We start from the raw sequence: 20,110 nt of genomic DNA, 5'->3' as shown, positions 1-20,110 counted from the left end.
CCTTATGTATGCCTCCCACAGCAACATTTATAGCCAATCGGAAAAGTCGATTTTAATCGTAAAAAAATAGATGTTTTTGAGGGGTAACAATCCTATTCCGACCTTTCCGGTAGACTTTATGGTTATTAGCTTATATCTTCCGTTATATTTTGTCAATTCTTTCTAAATAAATATTTTTAAAATTTTTCAAAAATTATTATTCTATCTTTAATTTAGGTAAACTTAACAAAATACCGTTATAGTTATCTTCTTGCAATCCTTGAATGCGCGCATGATGTGCAGACACAACTTTACTATTATTTAAGAAGATTACAGGTGGATCTTCACTTAACTCCTGGTACAACTTTTTATAAATTTCTTTTCGTTTTTCAATATCTAATGTTTCTAGTGCCTGCTTCGCTAATTCATCTACTTTCGGATTATGGTATCCATCATAGTTTCGTTTACTTGTTGAAACAAACTCTTCAATCGTTCCACTCGGATCATCAATCATTGGCGTAGATACCATCGCTAAATCATAATCACCTTTTATCACTTTTGAAATCATCGTATTAAAGTCCATATATTCTGGATTAAACTCTACACCAAGCTTTTTATAATCCTCTTTTATCACCGGGATCATTACATCATTTATTTTACTTGCAGAAGAAGCAAAATAACTTACCTTCAATTTTTGGCCATCTTTTTCGCGAATTCCATCTGGACCAGCTTTCCATCCAGCCTCATCCAATAATTTCTTTGCTTTCTCTAAGTTATACTCATATTTATTAATCCCTTCTTCTGTATACGCCCAAGAAACTGGCGTAATCGGTACATTAACGAGTGAAGCATAACCTTGGAAATACGTATCAATAACTTTTTGACGCTCTAATCCGTAAATAAATGCTTGGCGGACACGCTTATCTTTAAAGTATGGTTTCTTATAATTCATTTTAATGTAACCATAAGAGCTTCCCGTATATACATTAATATTGGCAAAACCTAAATCCTTTAACTGTTCAATCGTCTCCGTGTTTGTCGTAAAACCATCATAATCTACTTCCCCGGCTTGAAATTGTTGTAGCTTTGTATCACCTTTTGAAATTTTATAAATAAAGTGCTCAATCTTCGGTTTTCCTTCAAAATAATTTTCATTAGCTACAAATCGAACCTCTTGACCAGGAATATATTTATCTAACTTATAAGCTCCTGCTCCCATCGGTTTTCCATACAACTCTTTTAAATACTCTAGGTGCCCTTGTTTATACTCTTTCCCGTAATAAGCTTTAGATATAACTTCTCCACCGATTAATGATAGTGTTTGAGCATTTACCTTTTCAGTCGTAATCGTAATTGTTTTCGGATCAATGACTTGAATTCCCTCAATAAAGGTTGCCTTTCCTTCTTTATACGCTTGCCCACCCTTTATTGCTGTTTGACTTATATCAGTCGCTCCACTATAAGTTGGATCGTGTAATAGCGTTAATGTAAATGCTACGTCATCTGCAGTTAGTGGTGATCCATCACTAAACTTTAAACCATCTTTCAAATAGAACGTATATGTAAGCTGATCCTCCGAAATATCCCACTTCTTCGCTAAAATTGGAATTGGTTTTCCTTCCTTATCGAGTCCAACAAGAGGTGCAAAGATAGCTTGCGTTATATTACCATCCCATCCATTCTCCATAAAGTGCGGAAGGAATATCCCTCCAGGACTCGGCATTCCAACTACAAAAGTATCTTTTCTTTCTTTTGCTTTTACGGGACTTTTTGCTTTGTCGCTTGCCTGAATAAATTCATCTTTTACTTTCGGGACGTTCCTGGCCTCGTTTGTACTCGCTTCCTCTTGACCACATCCGGCTAGTAATACTGATACACTCAAAAATGTAGCAATTGCTCCTTTAAAAACATTTTTCATTGCACTATCACCTTTACCTTCCTAATTTTTAACGATGTAGGAACATAGGACTCCTTCCTGCAACTATATTTATTATTCCTATAAAAATAGTATGAATTAATTTCAAGATTATTCCTTTCCTTTAAACATGTCAACCGTTCTTTTTTATTTCGTATTAAAAAATTAAAAATTCACTTCTATTCGTTCCGTATGAAACATAGAATACTAATAACCAATTACCAAAAAGGGGGCGAAAACATGGACAACCTATTCCAATACGTCCTTCACTACGTATTATTAACAATTATGATAGTCGGGGCGCTATTACTATTCCCGTTCTTCCCAAAGTTCGTCCTCTTTTTAGCTTTTTTTATGATGCTCGGGATCGCTATTATCATTTCAACAAGGGAAGATACGACACAAAAAGAAAACAGAGTTCAGCGTGTAAAGCTGTAACTCTGTTTTTTTCAGTCGTAACGTATTCTTGTTAAACTAATTATGAAAAAGACTCCTGCAAATAAAATGAGTATACCAATATATCCTCCTATATCAGCCAATGTACCTCCCCTTACAATTAACTCCGTAAAGCCACGCATCGCCCAAGTTTGCGGAACAAAATTTGCTGCTGTCTGCATCCATGCTGGTTCAATTTCAATTGGCCAATACAGGCCACCAATCATGCATGTTGAAATCACAACGATATTACCTAATGCAGACTGTTGTTCTGTTGTTTTCACGATACTTGCTAATAATAAGGCTAGACCAATGACAGCTAATAATAATACGGAAACGAGTATAATAACCCCTAACAAATTTCCCCACTGCACATTAAATAAGGAATTCGTTAATATCATTAGAACACCAAATTGAATCCATCCTATTAAGAAGAATGAAAGGATATATCCCGTTAGTATTTGAACTTTTGAAACTGGTGCTTCTAATAAACGAGACCAAACACCAAGTTGTCTAGCTTTCAAAATAGTCCCCGTCGCACTTAACATAACAATCATAACGAATAGAATTGAAAATCCCGCTGCTCGCCCTGTAACGTTATTTAACTTTTGATCATCATGTGAAATTGATTCTTTTTGAATCGAAGCAGGTTCTACTTTTGTATAGATTTCTTTATACATAGGTTCCCACGAAGCGTTACTTTTCTTCTCAAAATCTCTCGCTGCACTAACTTCTATCTCCATTTTTTTTAATGCACTTGCCAATACTTGCTCTACAGAAGTTCCACCAGTAAAATCAGCACTAGCTTGAAACTGAATATTTTCTACCCTTCCATCTAACATATTCTTTTGAAAGTCTTTCGGAATAAGAACTATGCCGGATGATTTTTTGTTTTCAATCTTCTGTTTGCCTTCCTTATACGTTACCTTCTCTATAGAAATTAAGTCACTTTTCTGTATGTCCTCGTAATACTTGCTAGATAATACAGAACCATCTTCATCTACTAAGCTAACATTTACTTTCTTATTCCCACTTCCACCTAAAAGTCCGCCGAAAATGAGTGTAAAAATAATAGGCATTCCAAACATAAGTATATAACTTTGTGGTTTTATTAAAAGTTGTTTTAACTCTAGCCAACAAAGTGCCCAAACTTTCTTCATCATTTCTCCCTCCTATCTCGTATGTAAACGTAATGTTCCTATCATAACGGAGACAATTCCTGCACCACATAAACTAAAAATAACAGGGAGTAACACATCCCAAGATGTTCCCGACATAATATTTAAAAAGCTTGTAAGTGCCCATTTATTCGGAGCAACATTCGCAATTGTTTGAAGTGTATCAGGGAATACGTAAATTGGTAACATCGATCCTCCTAATATAGCGAGTATTTGAATACCGATTCCTCCCATTACATCTGCCGTTTTTTCCTCACGAATAAAAGCGGCAATTAACATAGATAAACCCGAAACACAAATTGCATAAGACATTCCCACCGCTACTATTTGAGATAAGTCTCCGCCCCATTCCACATGAAACATAAAGTGTGTAGCAACTATAAATATCCCAAATTGTATACAAGCAAATAATAATGTACCTAAAAACTTCCCGAATAAAATTGAAAATGAACTCGTCGGTGTACTGAACAAACGCGCCAACGTCTCAGTTCGTTGCTCTGTTACAACTGACTTTGCACCTACTGTTATGTTATATAGTAAAAACATGACTAACATCGCTGCGGCATAATATTGCATCGCTGCAACTGTTTTTTTACCTATCGTTCCTTTTTCAATGTTATCTGCACCCGAAGTTGCTACTGTTTGTAAATCCCCACTTACTTCTTTTGCAACTTGTTCCACATTACTATGCTGAGGATTTGCTAATTCCGTCACAACACTTTTAGTAGATACCGCAATTGTTTGAACACGCTCTGAAAAAGAGCGGACCATTGATTCAGCGATTTTCGCTTGTATATCTTTTGATGGGTCTATAAACACCTTTGGTTCTTTTAATTTTCCATCTTGTACTTGTTCGCTCCATTTATTCGGGATGACGATTCCCACATCGATTTTCTTTTCCTTTAACATATCTTCAAGCTCTTCCTGAGAATTAACTATCTTTACTTTCACATCATCTTTTAATTCTTTAGATTGCAATACGTCTTTTTGAAAGACATCTGCAAACTCATCATTTCCTACTTGATAATAGCCAATCACTGTTTTGGGTAGTCCACCATTATCAAATATATTACTTAACGCTGAACCTAAAATCGCTGTTAATAAAAGCGGCATAATTAACATCATCATAAATCCGCGCCGATCAATTAAACGTATTTTTAAATCTTTCCATGCAATAATAAAACTTTTCATCTCGCACTAACCTCCTTAATCACGAAGTGAACGTCCTGTTAATTGTAAAAAGAGTGCCTCTAAATTCGGTTCTTGCACTTCAAGCTTTAAAATTTGAGCGTTGTTCTCCACAACTACTGACACAACTGTACCAATGGACTCACCACCATTTAGCCCAATATCAATCGTACTATTATCTTCATCAAAAATAATTCGTTCAACAACAGAGAGTGCTTTCAACTTTTGTAGCAGTTCCGTACTATAACGATTTAATTGCAATCTCACTATAAACCCATCCGCCAGGCGATTACATAGTTCCCTTTTCGTTCCTAATGCAATTACCTTTCCATGATCAACAATTGCAATTCTTTCACATAAATACTCTACTTCTTCCATGTAATGACTCGTATAAATAACTGTCATCCCTTTTTCATTTAACTTTTTAACAGTCTCTAAAATATGGTTTCTCGATTGCGGATCAATCCCAACTGTCGGTTCATCCATAATTAACAACTCTGGCTCATGCATAAGTGCTGCACCAATATTAATACGCCTTTTCATTCCACCTGAAAATGTTTCAATTTTATCTTTTCCACGGTCCTGTAAACCGACGTAAGCTAATACTTCCTCCGCTCGTTCTTTTGCAATTTTTCCATTTAAACCGTACATTTTTCCCCAAAAAACCAAATTTTCCTTCGCTGAAAGTGTTGGATAGAGCGCAATGTCTTGTGGAACAATACCAATTTTCTTTTTCGCCTCTAATGGATATTCTTTTACTGATTTCCCGCCAACTTTTATATCACCACTGTCGTATGAAATTAACCCGCAAATCATTGATATCGTCGTTGATTTTCCCGCACCATTTGGACCAAGTAATCCAAATGTTTCCCCTTTCTTCACCTCAAAAGAAACATTCTTTATAATTTCCTTCTTACCAAATGATTTCGTAATATGATCTATGACTAACATACTGATTCAGCCCCTTTGCATTCATCTACACTTTCATTGTAGAAAAATTTCTTCTTCTCTCCATCATCCTTGAGATAGAAATACAAGATAAAAAAGCAGCAAATTCTGCTGCTTTTTCACACTTATATATGCCAAAAGTCATGTGTACATCGTGATGCCATACCTTACTGCGTATATGGCTGCTTGCGTTCGATCTCTCAGTTCTAACTTACTAATTAAATTAGAAACATGATTCTTAACAGTTCCCTCTGTAATAAATAATTTTTCCGCAATCTCTTTATTATTTAACCCAAGTCCAATTTCCCTTAAAACATCTACTTCTCGCTCAGTTAATTGCGCTAATTGTTCTGGTGTGGTGCACTCTACTGCTACTTTTGTCTTTTTTAATTCTTTTATGATTTGCGCTGTTATATCCTGAGGAAGCACAGCCCCTCCACTATGCACCGTTAAAATTGCTTGAGCGATTGCATCTGTCTCCATGTCCTTCAATAAATAACCACTTGCTCCTTGCTCCAATGCTTCAAAGATAAGCTCACTATCACTAAAAGTCGTCAACATAAGTACCTTTATATGAGGGAACTGTTCTCTAACTAAACGTGTTCCTTCAACACCATTCATACGGGGCATCCGAATATCCATCAAAATAATTTCAGGATGTAACTCTTTCACCTTTTGTATCACTTCGTCTCCATCTGTAGCAGTTCCCACTACTTCAAGTTCCTGACGTAAATTTAATAACATCGCTAAACCATCACGAATGAGTGATTGATCATCAACAATCATAATCCGAATCATACAGTTCCCCCTATTAACCACGTTTTCTCCTGAAGTGGAAATTCAATCTGTAACCGAAAGCCTTTTTCTATCTCACTCTCAAATTGAATAGTTCCACCATGTTCCTCTACTCGTTCTCTCATATTAAGTAAACCAAAACCTGGGCTTACCTCGTTAACTCCCACGCCATTATCCAAAATACATAGTTTAACTTGTTTCGCCGAACAAGTTAAACTCACTTCACATAAGCTCGCCTTGCCATGCCGCTTTGCATTTGTTAAAGACTCTTGCATAACCCGGAGCAGTGTAGGTTGTAGTGACAGCGGAATCACAACCGGATCTCCTTGTAATTGAAACGATACTTGTACTTTCGTCGCTTTAGAATATCCATGTAACATTTCACGCATATTCTCTATTATGTTCCCTAGTTTACCTTCTTCTTTTAAGGCATGTACAGACGCTCTCACCTCTTAAAGTGATTTCCTGGCTAGCCCATGACATGTATGTAAAACCTCTTCCGTAGCGTCCGACTTTTGTTTCCACAAAGCCTCTGCCAGTTGTAATTGGACAAGTAAGGCTGTCATATTATGACCGACAGTATCATGAATTTCTCGGGCAATATCATTTCGCTCTCGAACGGCTGTCAATTCTTCTACCTCTTTGGCATATAGACGTAATTGTTCATGCGCTTCTTTTAGAGCTGTATGAGACAATGTCAATTCCTCATATTGTTCATCTACCATTTTCCGAGCAGCTGTAAGTTTTTTTATTAAGCTTCCAGCTAAAGCACTAAAAACGATGAACATAAAATTAATGGAATTACTCTCCAATTCTAAACTACCTGTATGTTGATACGCATGTAATATATTTATAAACCAACAAAGAAAGAAAAAAGTAATAAAAAAGTACGTCATGCTTCTACGAAACTCATGAATAAATAGCCCTACTGCATCAATTCCAAATATAATTAAATATAAACATGTCTCGGGAAATAAAAAACCTAATAAAGCTGTGACTATCCCATTTGCTAATAGTGTATAAAAACCAAGTTTTTTACCTCCATTCACTTTTACTAGCAAAATATGATTCACAATATAAATAAAAAGTGCTGTACCTACAAAAAATTGCAAATATGCTGTTTCACGTGAAACATGGTTTGCATAAACAAAACAAATCATGACGATTGTAATAATTCGCGCGTATCCTAACATAAAATTCTCCTCACATTTTAATAACCTAAAGTGCATCTCTTCATTATAACAACAAGAAAATTATACCAATTACTTCTCTTTCCTTACACACAAAAAAAGCAAGCCCCCCTCAAAACATGAGAAAACAACTTGCTCTTTCATTCTAATCTCTTTACTCCATGATATTCTCTAACTCATTATATAACTCCGCTCGTAACAACTCTTTCTTCTTCTTTTCTTCATACAATTGTTCAAGCATTTCAACATCAACTACTTGTTCCATCTTATACTCAAGCGTATATATATCTTCTTCAACATGCATTAACTCGGTTTCAATCTCCTCAATATTCCTAACTTCTTTCTTTTTTACAGGGACTATTTCAATACTTTTTCTTCCTTGGCGTTGCTGCTTTATCACTTGCGTCTCGAGCCTTTCCTCCCACTTTTGACGCGCCCATGCATAGTTCCCTGCAAACTCAAATAATTTACGCTCATCAATCCAATACGTCTTTTCAAATAACTTATTTAAAAAATAACGATCATGTGAAACAGCTAAAATCGTCCCATTATATTGTTCAAGAGCTTCCTCTAAAACCTCCCTTGATTCAATGTCGAGATGGTTTGTCGGCTCATCTAAAATTAAAAAATTGATATCTTGATACATAAGTTGCGCAAGTCTTAACCTCATTTTTTCTCCACCACTCAGTTGCGTTACTTTCTTAAACACCGCTGGACCATAAAATAAAAATTTAGCTAATATATGTCTCGCTTCTCCCTCTGTTACAGCTACACATTCCCTGAAAGCCTCCAATACGTTACTCTTCATATTTCCGTACGCATGCTGGGATAAATAACCGATTTTCACACTACTTCCAATTCGAATTTCTCCAGCGTCTGGTTCTATTTCTTCTAATAATAACTTTAATAGCGTTGTCTTTCCTGTACCATTACGACCAACAATAGCTGCACGCTCTTGAAAACGAACATGTAAGTTTGCTTCGTTAAATAAAAGATGTTCCGCAAACCCTTTACTCACTTCTTTCATTACAACAACATCTTTTCCACTTCTCTCTTGCCCTTCAAACTGAAGTCCCATTTGTTTTCGTTCTAAAATAGGTTTCTTTAGTTTTTCCATACGTTCCAGTGCACGTTCCATACTTCTTGCTCTCTTATGCAATCCTTCATTCGGAGGATTCGCCTGATTTGCCCATTCACGTAATCGCTTAATTGCTTCTTTCATTTTCTTTATTTTCTTTTGCTGTTCTTGATAAGCCTGAAACTCCTGAAGTAACCTTTCTTCCTTCTCTTCAACAAACCGAGAATAGTTTGTATGATACACGTGAATCTCTCCATCTTCTAAATCAAAAATCTTCGTTACAACTTCATCAAGGAAATAACGATCATGTGAAATAACCACAACCGTTCCATTGTATTCTTTCAAAAATTGCTCTAGCCATTCTACGGCAAATAAGTCTAAATGATTGGTTGGTTCATCTAATAAAAGTAAATCTGGTTTCTGCAACAGCATGTATGCAAGGCTTACTTTTGTTTGCTCCCCACCACTTATCTCCACAAATGATCGTGGGAATAGTTCTGTCACCTGTAAACCATTTGCTACCTTCATAATGTTCGCTTCGATTTCATAACCACCAAGAAACGCAAACTTTTCTTGGATGATTCCGTATCTCTCCATTAATTTTTGTAAAACAGAAGTTTCCTGTTCTTCCGCCATATGTTTTTCTAAAGTACGCATTTCTCTTTCTAATTCCTTTTCTATTTTAAAAGCGGAACTCAATACTTCATATACAGTCATACTCTCATCAAATTTCGGAATTTGTGCCACATGACCAATACGTGTACCTTTCTTCATATGAATAGCTCCTGCATCCAAACTTTCCATTCCAGTTAAAAGCTGAAAGATTGTTGTCTTCCCACTACCGTTACGACCAACTAATCCAACACGTTCACCATTCTTTATTTCAAGCGATATATTTTCAAATATGATGTTTCCACCAAAAGATTTCGTTACATTATTTACACTACAAATTGTCATTTTCCGTACTCCTTTCAATATAAAAAACCATGAGAAAGAAACATTCCCCATGGTTTTCGGCATAGAAAAAGGAAGCTAAATAGCTCCCTTTTCACACGTTTATTAAAAATGGGTGAAGAGATTTCTATCGTTCTATAGCTACTATGCAATTGTTAAAAAAGGACAGACGTATCCCGTTAACAACTACATCATGAAAAATCGCACGACAAAAATAGATAAAATCTAAAAATTTGGCACGTGCAGCTAAAGAACGTTTCATCTCATTCACCTCTTTCGTACGGAATTTAATACTTACTTCTTTATTATACTTTCCCATTTCATGTTTGAATAGTCATTTTTCTGAAAATAATGAAGATAGACTAAACATTTCAATAAGTGACATCAAATCTTACAAAACTGTTATGTTCACGTAATGGAAAGCGATAGTACGAAAAGATGCCTCCCTATACAATAAAGATGTAAACAAGAGAGACAACAAAAGGAGGAAACAATCATGATGAAAGAAATCGTAAAAGCAATCTTTGAGGTATTAGTGAACGGACAAGCAGTTGTAAAAGAACTAAATGAACTATAAAAAGGAGTGAAAGAATATGATGAACATGGTAAAAATGATTTTACACGCTCTAGTTGATGCAAAAGCAGTTAGCCAAGAATTAAACCAACAATAAAAAGGGGTATGTGAATATGAAGAAAGCCATTTTTGTAATCGCAAGTACAGCAATTGCCTTATACACAATAAAAAATAGAGAAAAGAAGCATAATAAAAACGATCTATATTATCCATACACATTATTAAAGAAAAAATAAAAGACAAGGTACCCTATCTTAATGAGGATATCTTGTCTTTTATTTTTTATATTCCCTTTAAAGGATTTTCTTCTCCTTATCCCGAATGTATTAAGCGGGATTTTTACACATATTTTAAAGGGGCATATATACAAATGGATACACAACAACTATACTTTTTAAACGATATTGGCAAACAAAAACCAGAAAGCATCCGGAATAGAAGCGCTGCATGTCCTTTTTGTGACAGAGAAAATTTAACGGATATTTTAGCAATTGAGGGCTCAATTATTTGGCTAAAAAACAAATTTCCTACATTAAAAGATACATTTCAAACGGTGCTAATCGAAACAGATAATTGTGAAGACCATATTGCGACATATACAGAAGAACATATGAAATCGCTAATTCGTTTCTCCGTTAAACATTGGTTAGATTTACAGAAGAATGAAGAATTCACATCTGTAATTTTATACAAAAATCATGGTCCATTCTCAGGTGGAAGTTTGCATCATGCACACATGCAGATTATTGGAATGAAATATGTAAACTACCTCGATAACGTAGAACACGACAACTTCCAAGGCGTAATTGTTCAAAAGAACGAACACATTGAACTCAATATCTCAGATCGTCCTATTATCGGTTTTACTGAATTTAATATCATTATTGAAGATATTGGATGCATAGATGAACTAGCAACTTATATTCAGCAAACTGTACGTTACATACTGACAGATTTCCATAAAGGATGTAGTAGTTATAACTTATTCTTCTATTACTTAAACGGAAGAATCATTTGTAAAGTTGTTCCTAGATTTGTCGTTTCACCGTTATATGTAGGATATAAAATACCGCAAGTTTCCACCAAACTAAAAGACGTAAAAATACAACTAGCAGCGTATTTCACAAAACAAAACGACGCGATTATCCACAAAAAAATAGAGTAGGTATCAAAAACCTACTCTTTAATTACACCTTTATTTCGATAGTACACATCTTCTAATCCGATGTTATACTTCATATTATTATCCGTCCACTCTGGCCCTAAATTCCCTGGCCATCCAGATGTATTTGCTATATATTTTAATAATGCAAAATCCGTCAAACCTTTTTGCACCCCGCGCTTATATCCTTTCATTAAATGCGGCATTGCAATTTGCGCATTTGTACGTGGATCTTTCAGCTCGTCATCCGTTAAATGATCCGGTGCAAGTCCACCACCGCGATGCAATTGAAACAATCCGAATGAAGTTCCGTTATCTCCAACACTTCTTGGATTTAATCGACTTTCATGTTCGGCAATTGTAAGAGGTATCCATTCTGGAAGATTGACTTTCTTTGCTTCCTCTATAATAATTTGTTTCATCTGTTTTGCTTCTTCTGAGTCAACATAGCTTGTCTCATTTACTAATTTGCCCATTCCTTCAGACTTTCCTTGGAAGTATAAGTACACTCCAAGAACAACTAAAAATCCTACAAAGAATTTCTTCACTACCTCTACCTCTTTCTCCGCTGAAATTTGTCCCCTTTCAGCCTTCTTCCCTTTACAATTACCCACATTCTATCATTCTCTTACTCTTTTATCATAGCAAATAACTATACATATTATCATCATGCTTTAGACCGATTTTGTGAAAAAACAGCTGGTAAATACGTGAAAAAATGTAACTTTCATAGACTGAAACATATTTTTTGTATATAATTGTAAACTGAATTCTAAATATAAACTAGGAGAATAATAATATAAAAAAATGGTTGCTACTCTTATTTAGTTTACTACTATTAATTCCTGTCCCTATTTCCGCACAAAAAAACGAAAATCCAAAAGTCCTTATTTTATACAGTTCGAGCGATGATCAAATTACAAGTGATACCCAAATACTTAATACACAAGTAGGACATTTTACTAATAACATAACAATAAAAAACATAAAACAGTTAGCTGGAATAACTGATAAATCTTCATATACACATGTTATTTACATAGGTGAAAAACAAGAAGAACTTCCCACTGAAACAAAAGAATTTCTAGAAAATTTCTCAGGACCACTACTCGTTTTAGGTCAAAATATAGAACAATTATCCAAACGTTTTTCATTTATTATACTTAAAAATGAAGATATAAACTCTGATACAATTGAATATCCAACACGTAAACTAAAGAATACATTAGAGGACGAACGATCCATTAAAAACCTTGATACAAATGGAACAATTCTTGCCAATGCTTTAAAAGGAAATACTACTTACCCATTAATTGTACAACAAAATAATTCTTATTATGTTGCAACTTCTAACCTCTTTGATTGGATATCTTATTATATTGGCGAAAGCCTATTTTCTTACTTTGAACAAAAGCCAACGAAAAATAAAGTGGAAGCTTATTTACGTCTTGAAGACGTTCATCCAGCCGCAGATATAAATCAATTAAAAGAAATTGCTGAATTATTAAAAGAGAAAAAGATGCCATACATGATCACTGTTATTCCTGTATATACGGATCCAGAAACAGGTAAAACACTACATTTAAAAGATAAACCCGAACTAGTCGATCTTTTACGCTCTATGCAAGATGATGGTGCAGCAATTATTATGCATGGTTATACTCACCAATTTTATGATAGTGAAACTGGTGAAGGTTTTGAATTTTGGGACGTAAAAACAGACCAACCAATTCGTCAACCGAAGCATGAAAAACCAAAAACAAAAGATGATTTCCCTAATATAGAGGCATATAATACATACGTAAAAAAAGGGGAAGAATTTGAAGAAAAATATACGACTGATCATATTGAAAAAGGCATTCAAGAACTTGTAGATGCCAAACTATATCCGGTCGCATTTGAAGCACCTCATTACACGATGTCTCAAAAAGGATATGAAATATTATCAAGATACTTTTCAACTTATGTAGGACAACTACAGTTAAGTGACACAACTTGGAAATCTATGCACTCTCCGGCATACAGAAGTACACCATCATTTTTACATGGCATGAAATTAATGCCTGAAACAGTTGGATTTATCGAAGAAGATAAACCACACGCTATTGCTAAAATGAAAGCAAATGCTGTATCTGTTGCCAAATTATCCGATGGAGTTATTGGTGCATTCTATCATCCTTACTTAGGTGTAAAACCATTAAAAGAAGTACTAAAGGATCTAGAAAGTATTCCAAATATAGAATGGATTGATTTACAAAAAGAAACAAATGAAGTGAAAATGAAAGATATTCATATCACTACTAATAAAGACGGCATTCACGTTGAAAAACCAACAAGCGCAAGTGACATAATAGATTATATAAAACAATATGGATTCTTCCTTATACTCGGTTTCCTCGTCATTGTCTTTCTCTTATTATTAAGACGTGCGAAAAAATTAGAATCCTAATACAAAACCACCAAGCAAAATGCTTGGTGGTTTTTTTAACTTAAACCAAAACGTGGCATATTATTAATAACCCATTGATTATGTTCATAAATAAATTCAACTTCTACTGTTTCCGTTACATTATCATAGTCATTATACGTTTCAACCTGCGCTTTTATTTTCCCATCCTTTAACTCAGCAGAAATAATTTTTGTAAATTTAGTTGCTGCTTTTGACCCTGGATCTCCAATAGCATAGTGCATTTTTCCATTTAACTCTTTAATATATTTACTCTTCATATACTCTGCTATAAATGATTTTGAGAAGTACGTAGATAGCGTAGTCTCTAAATTATCTTTCTTATTATAAATAGGGTTCACTAATTCCCCGTATGAAAAATCCCCTACTCGTTTTGGGTTTCCTGTTAGTGCAGCCATTTGAACATTAGTCAGTTCCTTCTGTGCATTCCATACTTTCTGTAACATAACGTTATCTGCTAGCTTCTTATCTTTTACTTCATTTGATTTCTTTGTATCCAAATTCATGATAGTTCCATTATCCGTATAGAGATACATATCTCCTGCTACAAAATATAAATAGGATTTAGTTGGTTCAAACGCTTTATTATAAATTACTTTTTCATTTCCACCATTTATTTTCTTCTTATATACTCCATCCTTTTTTAAATAATAAAAAGTATCCCCTTTCACATTCATCTGCAAGGCATCCTTTACCAATAACTTTTCATTATTTTGTTGAACGTCTATTTCATATATGCCATGCTCAGCTTCATTTGTTTCAAAAGGTAACGAAAAGTCGACAACAGCATATAATTTTTCATTATTATACGTAGCACTAGATATTGTTGCATAATTTTCTTTTGACCAAGTTTTATTATCCTTTGTCATTTGTGTTCCACGATTTTTATTCCAATGTAGAATACTATCATCTATCGTTCGAGACAAACCAGAATTTTTAAATACCGCTTCTTCTTCCTGTCCCGTCTTCAAATTGATTTTTGCGATCCCTACAATATCAAAACCACCATGCTCAGAATATTTTTTCGGATAAAATAAAGTTTGATCTTTTATATAAACATAATTTGTATCCGCTTTTAACGTATCTAACTTTTTATTAGATATATCATACTTCATTAGAGAAGATACTCCCGCGTTCTTCTCTTCATCCGTATGAATAAAATATAAAGCTTTGTTTTTTATATTTATGTAAGAAGCATTTACACGTTCCGAAGTCTGAAACTGATCTTTCGTACGATAAATGCCTCCTGTATTTTTATCACCATTTACAGAATAGTAAATCCAACCTTTACTCTCTGCCATCTTTCCTTGGTTAGAGATGTTTCCAACCAAATTCCCGTTTTTCTCATTTTCTTTCATCTGTTTTTCAACTACTGGATCAATTTGTACTTCTTTATTTTCTTGTGTGGCATTTGAATTTATAGTCTTTTTTTCTGTTTCACAACAAAACGCTACAAGTGAAAGTGCACCAACCATAATTGTAATAGCTATTTTTTTATATGCTTTCCCCATTTTCTCCCCTACTTTCTTCATCAAATTAAATACATCACAAATTATAGGAAATATTAGAAAAAATATCCATAAAAAGAGATAAGAGAAACTCTCCTATCCCTTCAAATAAAGTGAAATCTTAATCATTCAGGGTCTTAATTTCTGGAAAATAGCGGGGTAAAATTGAATCGTATTTTCATATATCGTTTCTGCAACCTTATCAACAGCTACGTTTTTTATAACACTAATTTCCTTTAATACCTCTCGAATCATTCTCGGATGTGTCATAACACCCTCTTGAAATTCCCACGGTCCATCTGTTTCTACCATCATATATTCAAGAGGATAATACGAAACAATTTTTCTAATCTTCTCCTTATGTAAAACATCTGGCGTGATAGAAATGTAATAACCATTCCTCATCATCCGTTTCATTGTTGTTTCACTTCCTTTAAACCAATGAAAGTGTGCACGTGAAACTTTATATTTCTCCAGTAAATCACATACAATATCAGCGTCTTCATACACTGCATGTAATATAATTGGTAAATCATATTTACTAGCTAGTTCAACAAACCGTTGTAACACTGATATATACGAATTGATAGCAATGCGCTCATCTTCTTTTCTTAAATAATACGGTAAGCCAACTTCACCAATCGCAACTATATCATCTACATGCTCTTCAATTAATTTATAAATTTGCTCACATTCTTCTTTATGAATCGGTTGCTCCGGATGAAAACCTATTGCTGGATGTACAAAAGGATATAGTTTTGCTAAAGATAAAGTTTCTTTACATGATTGATAATTCATAGATACTGCAATAAGCCCATTTATCTCTTTACTATGCTCCACATCTTTAAGTAATTTACTTTTCTCTTCATCCTTATATTGGTCAACATGTATATGACTATCAATCCACTTCACCTTTATTCCCCCATAAAAAAACAAGAAAGGATCTCCTTTCTTGTTTTATCATCTATGTTATTTAACAATTAAGTTTGTTATGATATCAAATAATCCAATACATACTACGGCAACAGTAAAGTAGCTACAGAAATCTTTAATTGGAAACTTCACTACTTCTTCTTTACGCATCCCATTCTTCTCCCTTCTTACTATATCCCTAATTATTTTTATCTATTTGTATCTATTATGCAAAAAATATGACAAATTTACTATCGAATTAACTTACGTAAACCTTACAATGTTGTAAGGTTTATAAAAAAGGCCCCATCTACATACAGATGAGGGCTATTAAAAAGTAGTTGGTTTTTCATTCTTCATTACATTACAAACAGAAAGTAATATAGTGAGACTTTCTAATTACACTATATGAAATTCAATAGCTTTTAACTATCGAATTACATTACAGAAGACTTACATGTTTGTAAGCTAGGTGTAATGTAATTCGATAGTTTCCCTTATCAATATTTCGTACAATAAATTTAGAAAGTAAGCCAAATAAGAAGAACACTCACATAACCAAATTGCATTGTTAGTAGCCACTCTTCTTATACCTTTCACTCATGCTACTACAATGTACCCCCTTCCCCTTTATATAATAAAAAAAGCCTTGGTCCATATGGACCAAGGCTTTTTCACATACACTAAAATACCCCTACCTAGTATTTTTATTTTCGACAAAAAATAGGTGGGGGTATAATCCGCTATCTCATCGCTAAAAGTTTACTCTTTGCATTAATGGGAATATTTTCAGCTTCAATTTCTTCAATTGACTCGCCGTAGCGTCCTTTTGCGTACACTTTTAATGTTTCATCTCTCTTTAACATATGCTTAACAGTCTTCTTTATTTTTTGTTCTCTTCCACGTTCGTCAAATGCAATAAATTCATATTCATACCACTCATCGCCAATATGCTGACCAATTGTATTCACAACCGTATAGTATTCTTTCGTCTTATAAAATGGATTATATTTATCGATAACCGGTCCAAGTTTCGTAGGTAGTAACATTATTACTATGACTATCATCGCTATTATAGTAGTGATCATTTTTTTCTTCATAATAAACATTCCTCCTCTGCAGGATATATATACATCCATTTTAAAAAGAAGGAATACAATCTACTATTGAATCTCATTACATTACACTTACATTTTTGTAAGAATTAAAAAAAGGTGAACGAATTTACTCGTTCACCTTTTAGCTCGCTTTAAAGCCCCCACCAAGTACATCACGTACATCATGGATAACGACGAAAGCATCGTCATCTACTCGACTAATAACTTGCTTTAACTTAACAAGCTCTTGTTTATTAATAACAACATATAAAACTTCTTTATTTTTACCAGTATATCCGCCGCGCCCTTCTAATACAGTAACGCCGCGTGTCATGTTTTTCGTAATAGCCTCACGTATTAACTCTGGTTGATTTGAAATAATTGTAACAGCCGTTTTTGTGTCCATTCCTTCTACAATGAAATCAATTACTTTCGCTCCGATGAATACTGCAACAAGTGTGTACATCGCTTTTTCTTGCCCTATTATAAATACGGAACCAGCAATTACAACGATATCAATAATAAGTACACCTTTACCGACGCTCCAACCTAAATATTGATTTGCTAACCGTGCTAAAATTGCCGATCCCCCTGATGTACCTCCAGCTTTGAACATACAGCCTAATCCGATACCGACAAATACACCAGCAAATAGTGCCGCTAATAAAGTATCACTATTTACATGATACTCAATATGTTCCGTAACATATAAAAACAAAGATGTTTCTACAATCCCTAAAATTGTATAAACCATCGTTTTCTTATCAAAAAATTTATAACCAACAGCTAGTAAAATTGCATTTATAGCAAAGTTCACAACCCCTGGTGACCAATCAAATAAGTAGTACGTAACAACCGTTAAACCAATAATTCCACCTTCCGATAAACGGTTTGGAATTGCAAAGTAATTAATACCAATTGCGAATAATAATGAACCAATTGTAATTAGTGTCATTTCCTTTATACGTTGATTAACCATAGTTCATACCCTCCCCCCATTTGACATTGTATCACTATCTCCTAGAGGTTTAGAAGTTGTTTTTATTCCGCATTTTACCTCATAAAGACCAGGATATTATGTTTAAACAGAGGGGTGATTAATTATTCACATTTGCTCTAACTATACGGACAAATTGCTCCACATTCCCCTTCTGAATATACTTAGCTCGGATGGTTTCATGATTACAAATAAATTCGAAATACGGGCGAAAAACTATGCTATCTATATGCAAATATGAGTACTCTTTAAATGTTGAAGGATAGTATGGAAATTTTCCGTAAAACAGGAGACGTCTAGTAGTCGCAACAAAAATCCCATGTTGATAACATAACGTGAAATGATCCTTCTCAAAAACCCCCACCACAAAGGCTAAAACATTTTCGTCATTCCCTAAAAACTTTTTTATACTTAATAAAAGTTCATTCATGCATTTCCCTCCAAATACTATTTTTGAAAAGAATCCATGGATTGTTACAAACCGGTTTAACCCCTTTATAAAGTATGAAACGCGTTTCCTGTCAAAGGTATTTCAAAAAATAATCCGTTATGCACTTATACACATAACGGATTAAAACTACACTGTAGATCGCTCCACAAGTTCATATGGAATTTCCACCTTTTCTTGTTTAGAACTTTCAGCATTTGTTTGCCGATAAAACATTTCAAAGGCTTTTTTACCTATTTCCTTTAAATTTTGATCAATAGTTGTAAGTTGTAACACTTGCGAGATAGGTTGATTATCAAAGCCAATAATTGCTAAATCCTCAGGAACTTGAATACCTAATTTTTCAGCTTCTGTCATAACCCCAATCGCAACTTCATCTCCTGCTACTATTAATGCTTCAGGAAGATGCTGCATCTCCTTTAATTTATGAGCCACTCTCACACCATCTTCTAACGTAAAACATTCTGTGAAAATCCATTCTTCATTCACTTCTTCATCTATAGATTGCAATTGACGCTTATACACATCAAAACGCTTTTGACTACTCGGTCCTAGCTTTCTCCCCGTGCAATAACCAATTTTTTTATAACCTTTTTCAATAAGATGATTCATTCCTAGCTGGAAAGCTGCCGAATGATTTGTATATACACTTGAGATATTTGAAATATCATTGTCTTCACAAGCAATGATTGTGCCGTATGAAGCATACGGTTCTATCATTTCCCAATCATTTGCACGTGAACAAATAATAAGGCCATCTAATTGTTTCGTTTTTAACATATGTAAACTTTTCATTTCTTCTTTTTTATTATAGTTTGTTTGGCAAAGTAGCACCTTGTAGTTATGAGTTAACGCTCCCTCCATCATTCCCCCTACCATTGCATCGAAGCTCGGGTGATTAATGTAAGGGAGAATTACACCAACAATATTCGTCTTTCCTTTTGATAAATGAACAGCATTTGCGTTTTGTGAGTAATTCAACTTCTCAACTATCTCTATAACCGCTTTCCTTTTTTCTTCACTTACATACGGATGATCATTCAATACTCTCGAAACAGTCGTAACTGAAACTCCCGCCATCTTTGCAATATCTTTAATATTAGCCATACATTCACCTCTACTTTTAAATTAATAAATTCCATGAACATATGTCAAACCTTCTCATCATTACACCTTCATTCATTTTTCTTACAAAAGTGTAATTTTCCTGTAAGCTAATTCGATAGTTACTTCTTGCGATATTTCATACAATTAAGTCAGAAACAGGGCAACCATTATTCGAAAA

At 34.2% G+C, this 20,110-nt stretch carries 18 protein-coding genes and 1 pseudogene; 4 read left to right on the top strand and 15 right to left on the bottom strand.

The window, feature by feature from the left end; translation table 11 throughout:
- Window positions 1-196 precede the first annotated feature (196 nt).
- On the bottom strand, window positions 197-1,897 hold the full coding sequence (locus PDQ33_RS21615) for an ABC transporter substrate-binding protein (protein ID WP_061130714.1): 1,701 nt from the start codon (window positions 1,895-1,897) through the stop codon (window positions 197-199).
- 237 nt (window positions 1,898-2,134) lie between these two features.
- On the opposite strand from PDQ33_RS21615, the gene PDQ33_RS21610 reads away from it, so the two are divergent.
- On the top strand, window positions 2,135-2,332 hold the full coding sequence (locus PDQ33_RS21610) for a hypothetical protein (protein ID WP_000369262.1): 198 nt from the start codon (window positions 2,135-2,137) through the stop codon (window positions 2,330-2,332).
- 11 nt (window positions 2,333-2,343) lie between these two features.
- Here PDQ33_RS21610 and PDQ33_RS21605 read toward each other — a convergent pair whose 3' ends face one another.
- The 7 genes and pseudogenes from PDQ33_RS21605 to PDQ33_RS21575 all read right to left on the bottom strand — a co-directional run bounded on the left by PDQ33_RS21605 (window position 2,344) and on the right by PDQ33_RS21575 (window position 9,922).
- Window positions 2,344-3,489, bottom strand: a complete 1,146-nt coding sequence (locus PDQ33_RS21605) for an ABC transporter permease (RefSeq protein WP_061130715.1) — start codon at window positions 3,487-3,489, stop codon at window positions 2,344-2,346.
- Window positions 3,490-3,501: 12 nt separating this feature from the next.
- Window positions 3,502-4,698, bottom strand: coding sequence for an ABC transporter permease (locus PDQ33_RS21600; RefSeq protein ID WP_000834532.1), 1,197 nt, complete (start codon window positions 4,696-4,698; stop codon window positions 3,502-3,504).
- Between the two features lie 15 nt (window positions 4,699-4,713).
- Window positions 4,714-5,646: an ABC transporter ATP-binding protein gene (locus PDQ33_RS21595; protein ID WP_000960160.1), complete on the bottom strand. Its 933-nt coding sequence runs from the start codon at window positions 5,644-5,646 to the stop codon at window positions 4,714-4,716.
- A gap of 138 nt (window positions 5,647-5,784) precedes the next feature.
- Window positions 5,785-6,441 (bottom strand): response regulator, encoded by a 657-nt coding sequence (locus PDQ33_RS21590; RefSeq protein ID WP_000619343.1) that lies wholly within the window; start codon window positions 6,439-6,441, stop codon window positions 5,785-5,787.
- A pseudogene (locus PDQ33_RS21585) lies at window positions 6,438-7,631 on the bottom strand (sensor histidine kinase). The gene PDQ33_RS21590 and the pseudogene PDQ33_RS21585 overlap by 4 nt, the downstream one beginning before the upstream one ends.
- A gap of 151 nt (window positions 7,632-7,782) precedes the next feature.
- Window positions 7,783-9,663 carry a ribosomal protection-like ABC-F family protein gene (gene abc-f, locus PDQ33_RS21580; RefSeq protein WP_061130864.1) on the bottom strand — a complete coding sequence of 627 codons (1,881 nt, stop codon included), beginning with the start codon at window positions 9,661-9,663 and terminating at the stop codon, window positions 7,783-7,785.
- A gap of 124 nt (window positions 9,664-9,787) precedes the next feature.
- Window positions 9,788-9,922, bottom strand: coding sequence for an RAxF-45 family protein (locus tag PDQ33_RS21575; RefSeq protein WP_000830642.1), 135 nt, complete (start codon window positions 9,920-9,922; stop codon window positions 9,788-9,790).
- 419 nt (window positions 9,923-10,341) lie between these two features.
- Here PDQ33_RS21575 and PDQ33_RS21570 point away from each other — a divergent pair, with 419 nt between their 5' ends.
- Both PDQ33_RS21570 and PDQ33_RS21565 read left to right on the top strand, forming a co-directional pair.
- On the top strand, window positions 10,342-10,470 hold the full coding sequence (locus PDQ33_RS21570; RefSeq protein WP_061130863.1) for a hypothetical protein: 129 nt from the start codon (window positions 10,342-10,344) through the stop codon (window positions 10,468-10,470).
- Window positions 10,471-10,604: 134 nt separating this feature from the next.
- A complete protein-coding gene (locus PDQ33_RS21565; protein ID WP_270756583.1) occupies window positions 10,605-11,399 on the top strand; it encodes a DUF4931 domain-containing protein in 795 nt (264 codons plus the stop codon).
- 11 nt (window positions 11,400-11,410) lie between these two features.
- Here the strand turns inward: PDQ33_RS21565 and PDQ33_RS21560 are convergent, their stop codons facing one another.
- Window positions 11,411-11,944, bottom strand: a complete 534-nt coding sequence (locus PDQ33_RS21560) for a transglycosylase SLT domain-containing protein (protein WP_000713259.1) — start codon at window positions 11,942-11,944, stop codon at window positions 11,411-11,413.
- 251 nt (window positions 11,945-12,195) lie between these two features.
- Here PDQ33_RS21560 and PDQ33_RS21555 point away from each other — a divergent pair, with 251 nt between their 5' ends.
- A complete protein-coding gene (locus tag PDQ33_RS21555) occupies window positions 12,196-13,845 on the top strand; it encodes a DUF2334 domain-containing protein (protein ID WP_061130861.1) in 1,650 nt (549 codons plus the stop codon).
- Between the two features lie 35 nt (window positions 13,846-13,880).
- On the opposite strand, the gene PDQ33_RS21550 is transcribed toward PDQ33_RS21555, so the two are convergent.
- From PDQ33_RS21550 to PDQ33_RS21525, 6 genes are all read right to left on the bottom strand, one after another.
- Window positions 13,881-15,374 (bottom strand): DL-endopeptidase inhibitor IseA family protein, encoded by a 1,494-nt coding sequence (locus PDQ33_RS21550; RefSeq protein ID WP_270756580.1) that lies wholly within the window; start codon window positions 15,372-15,374, stop codon window positions 13,881-13,883.
- A 126-nt stretch (window positions 15,375-15,500) separates the two neighbouring features.
- Window positions 15,501-16,283 (bottom strand): TatD family hydrolase, encoded by a 783-nt coding sequence (locus PDQ33_RS21545; protein WP_061536092.1) that lies wholly within the window; start codon window positions 16,281-16,283, stop codon window positions 15,501-15,503.
- Window positions 16,284-17,026: 743 nt separating this feature from the next.
- Window positions 17,027-17,383, bottom strand: coding sequence for a YxeA family protein (locus PDQ33_RS21540; RefSeq protein ID WP_000728418.1), 357 nt, complete (start codon window positions 17,381-17,383; stop codon window positions 17,027-17,029).
- Between the two features lie 139 nt (window positions 17,384-17,522).
- A complete protein-coding gene (locus tag PDQ33_RS21535; protein ID WP_270756577.1) occupies window positions 17,523-18,359 on the bottom strand; it encodes a YitT family protein in 837 nt (278 codons plus the stop codon).
- 118 nt (window positions 18,360-18,477) lie between these two features.
- Entirely contained in the window at window positions 18,478-18,807 is a 330-nt protein-coding gene (locus PDQ33_RS21530; RefSeq protein WP_001004212.1) for a PH domain-containing protein, read from the bottom strand.
- A gap of 147 nt (window positions 18,808-18,954) precedes the next feature.
- On the bottom strand, window positions 18,955-19,932 hold the full coding sequence (locus PDQ33_RS21525; RefSeq protein ID WP_001273908.1) for a LacI family DNA-binding transcriptional regulator: 978 nt from the start codon (window positions 19,930-19,932) through the stop codon (window positions 18,955-18,957).
- Window positions 19,933-20,110: the final 178 nt, after the last annotated feature.

The sequence above is a fragment of the Bacillus cereus group sp. Bc031 genome (genome assembly GCF_027716265.1).
Taxonomy (GTDB): domain Bacteria; phylum Bacillota; class Bacilli; order Bacillales; family Bacillaceae_G; genus Bacillus_A; species Bacillus_A paranthracis.
Note: the sequence above shows the minus strand (reverse complement) of the source record. Positions and strands in the feature narration are given on the sequence as shown.

Coding starts and splice junctions, on each gene's coding strand:
- abc-f (WP_061130864.1), bottom strand. CDS start 9,663: ATGACAATTTGTAGTGTAAATAATGTAACGAAATCTTTTGGTGGAAAC.
- PDQ33_RS21530 (WP_001004212.1), bottom strand. CDS start 18,807: ATGAATGAACTTTTATTAAGTATAAAAAAGTTTTTAGGGAATGACGAA.
- PDQ33_RS21605 (WP_061130715.1), bottom strand. CDS start 3,489: ATGAAGAAAGTTTGGGCACTTTGTTGGCTAGAGTTAAAACAACTTTTA.
- PDQ33_RS21595 (WP_000960160.1), bottom strand. CDS start 5,646: ATGTTAGTCATAGATCATATTACGAAATCATTTGGTAAGAAGGAAATT.
- PDQ33_RS21610 (WP_000369262.1), top strand. CDS start 2,135: ATGGACAACCTATTCCAATACGTCCTTCACTACGTATTATTAACAATT.
- PDQ33_RS21575 (WP_000830642.1), bottom strand. CDS start 9,922: ATGAAACGTTCTTTAGCTGCACGTGCCAAATTTTTAGATTTTATCTAT.
- PDQ33_RS21615 (WP_061130714.1), bottom strand. CDS start 1,897: ATGAAAAATGTTTTTAAAGGAGCAATTGCTACATTTTTGAGTGTATCA.
- PDQ33_RS21565 (WP_270756583.1), top strand. CDS start 10,605: ATGGATACACAACAACTATACTTTTTAAACGATATTGGCAAACAAAAA.
- PDQ33_RS21540 (WP_000728418.1), bottom strand. CDS start 17,383: ATGAAGAAAAAAATGATCACTACTATAATAGCGATGATAGTCATAGTA.
- PDQ33_RS21535 (WP_270756577.1), bottom strand. CDS start 18,359: ATGGTTAATCAACGTATAAAGGAAATGACACTAATTACAATTGGTTCA.
- PDQ33_RS21525 (WP_001273908.1), bottom strand. CDS start 19,932: ATGGCTAATATTAAAGATATTGCAAAGATGGCGGGAGTTTCAGTTACG.
- PDQ33_RS21590 (WP_000619343.1), bottom strand. CDS start 6,441: ATGATTCGGATTATGATTGTTGATGATCAATCACTCATTCGTGATGGT.
- PDQ33_RS21600 (WP_000834532.1), bottom strand. CDS start 4,698: ATGAAAAGTTTTATTATTGCATGGAAAGATTTAAAAATACGTTTAATT.
- PDQ33_RS21550 (WP_270756580.1), bottom strand. CDS start 15,374: ATGGGGAAAGCATATAAAAAAATAGCTATTACAATTATGGTTGGTGCA.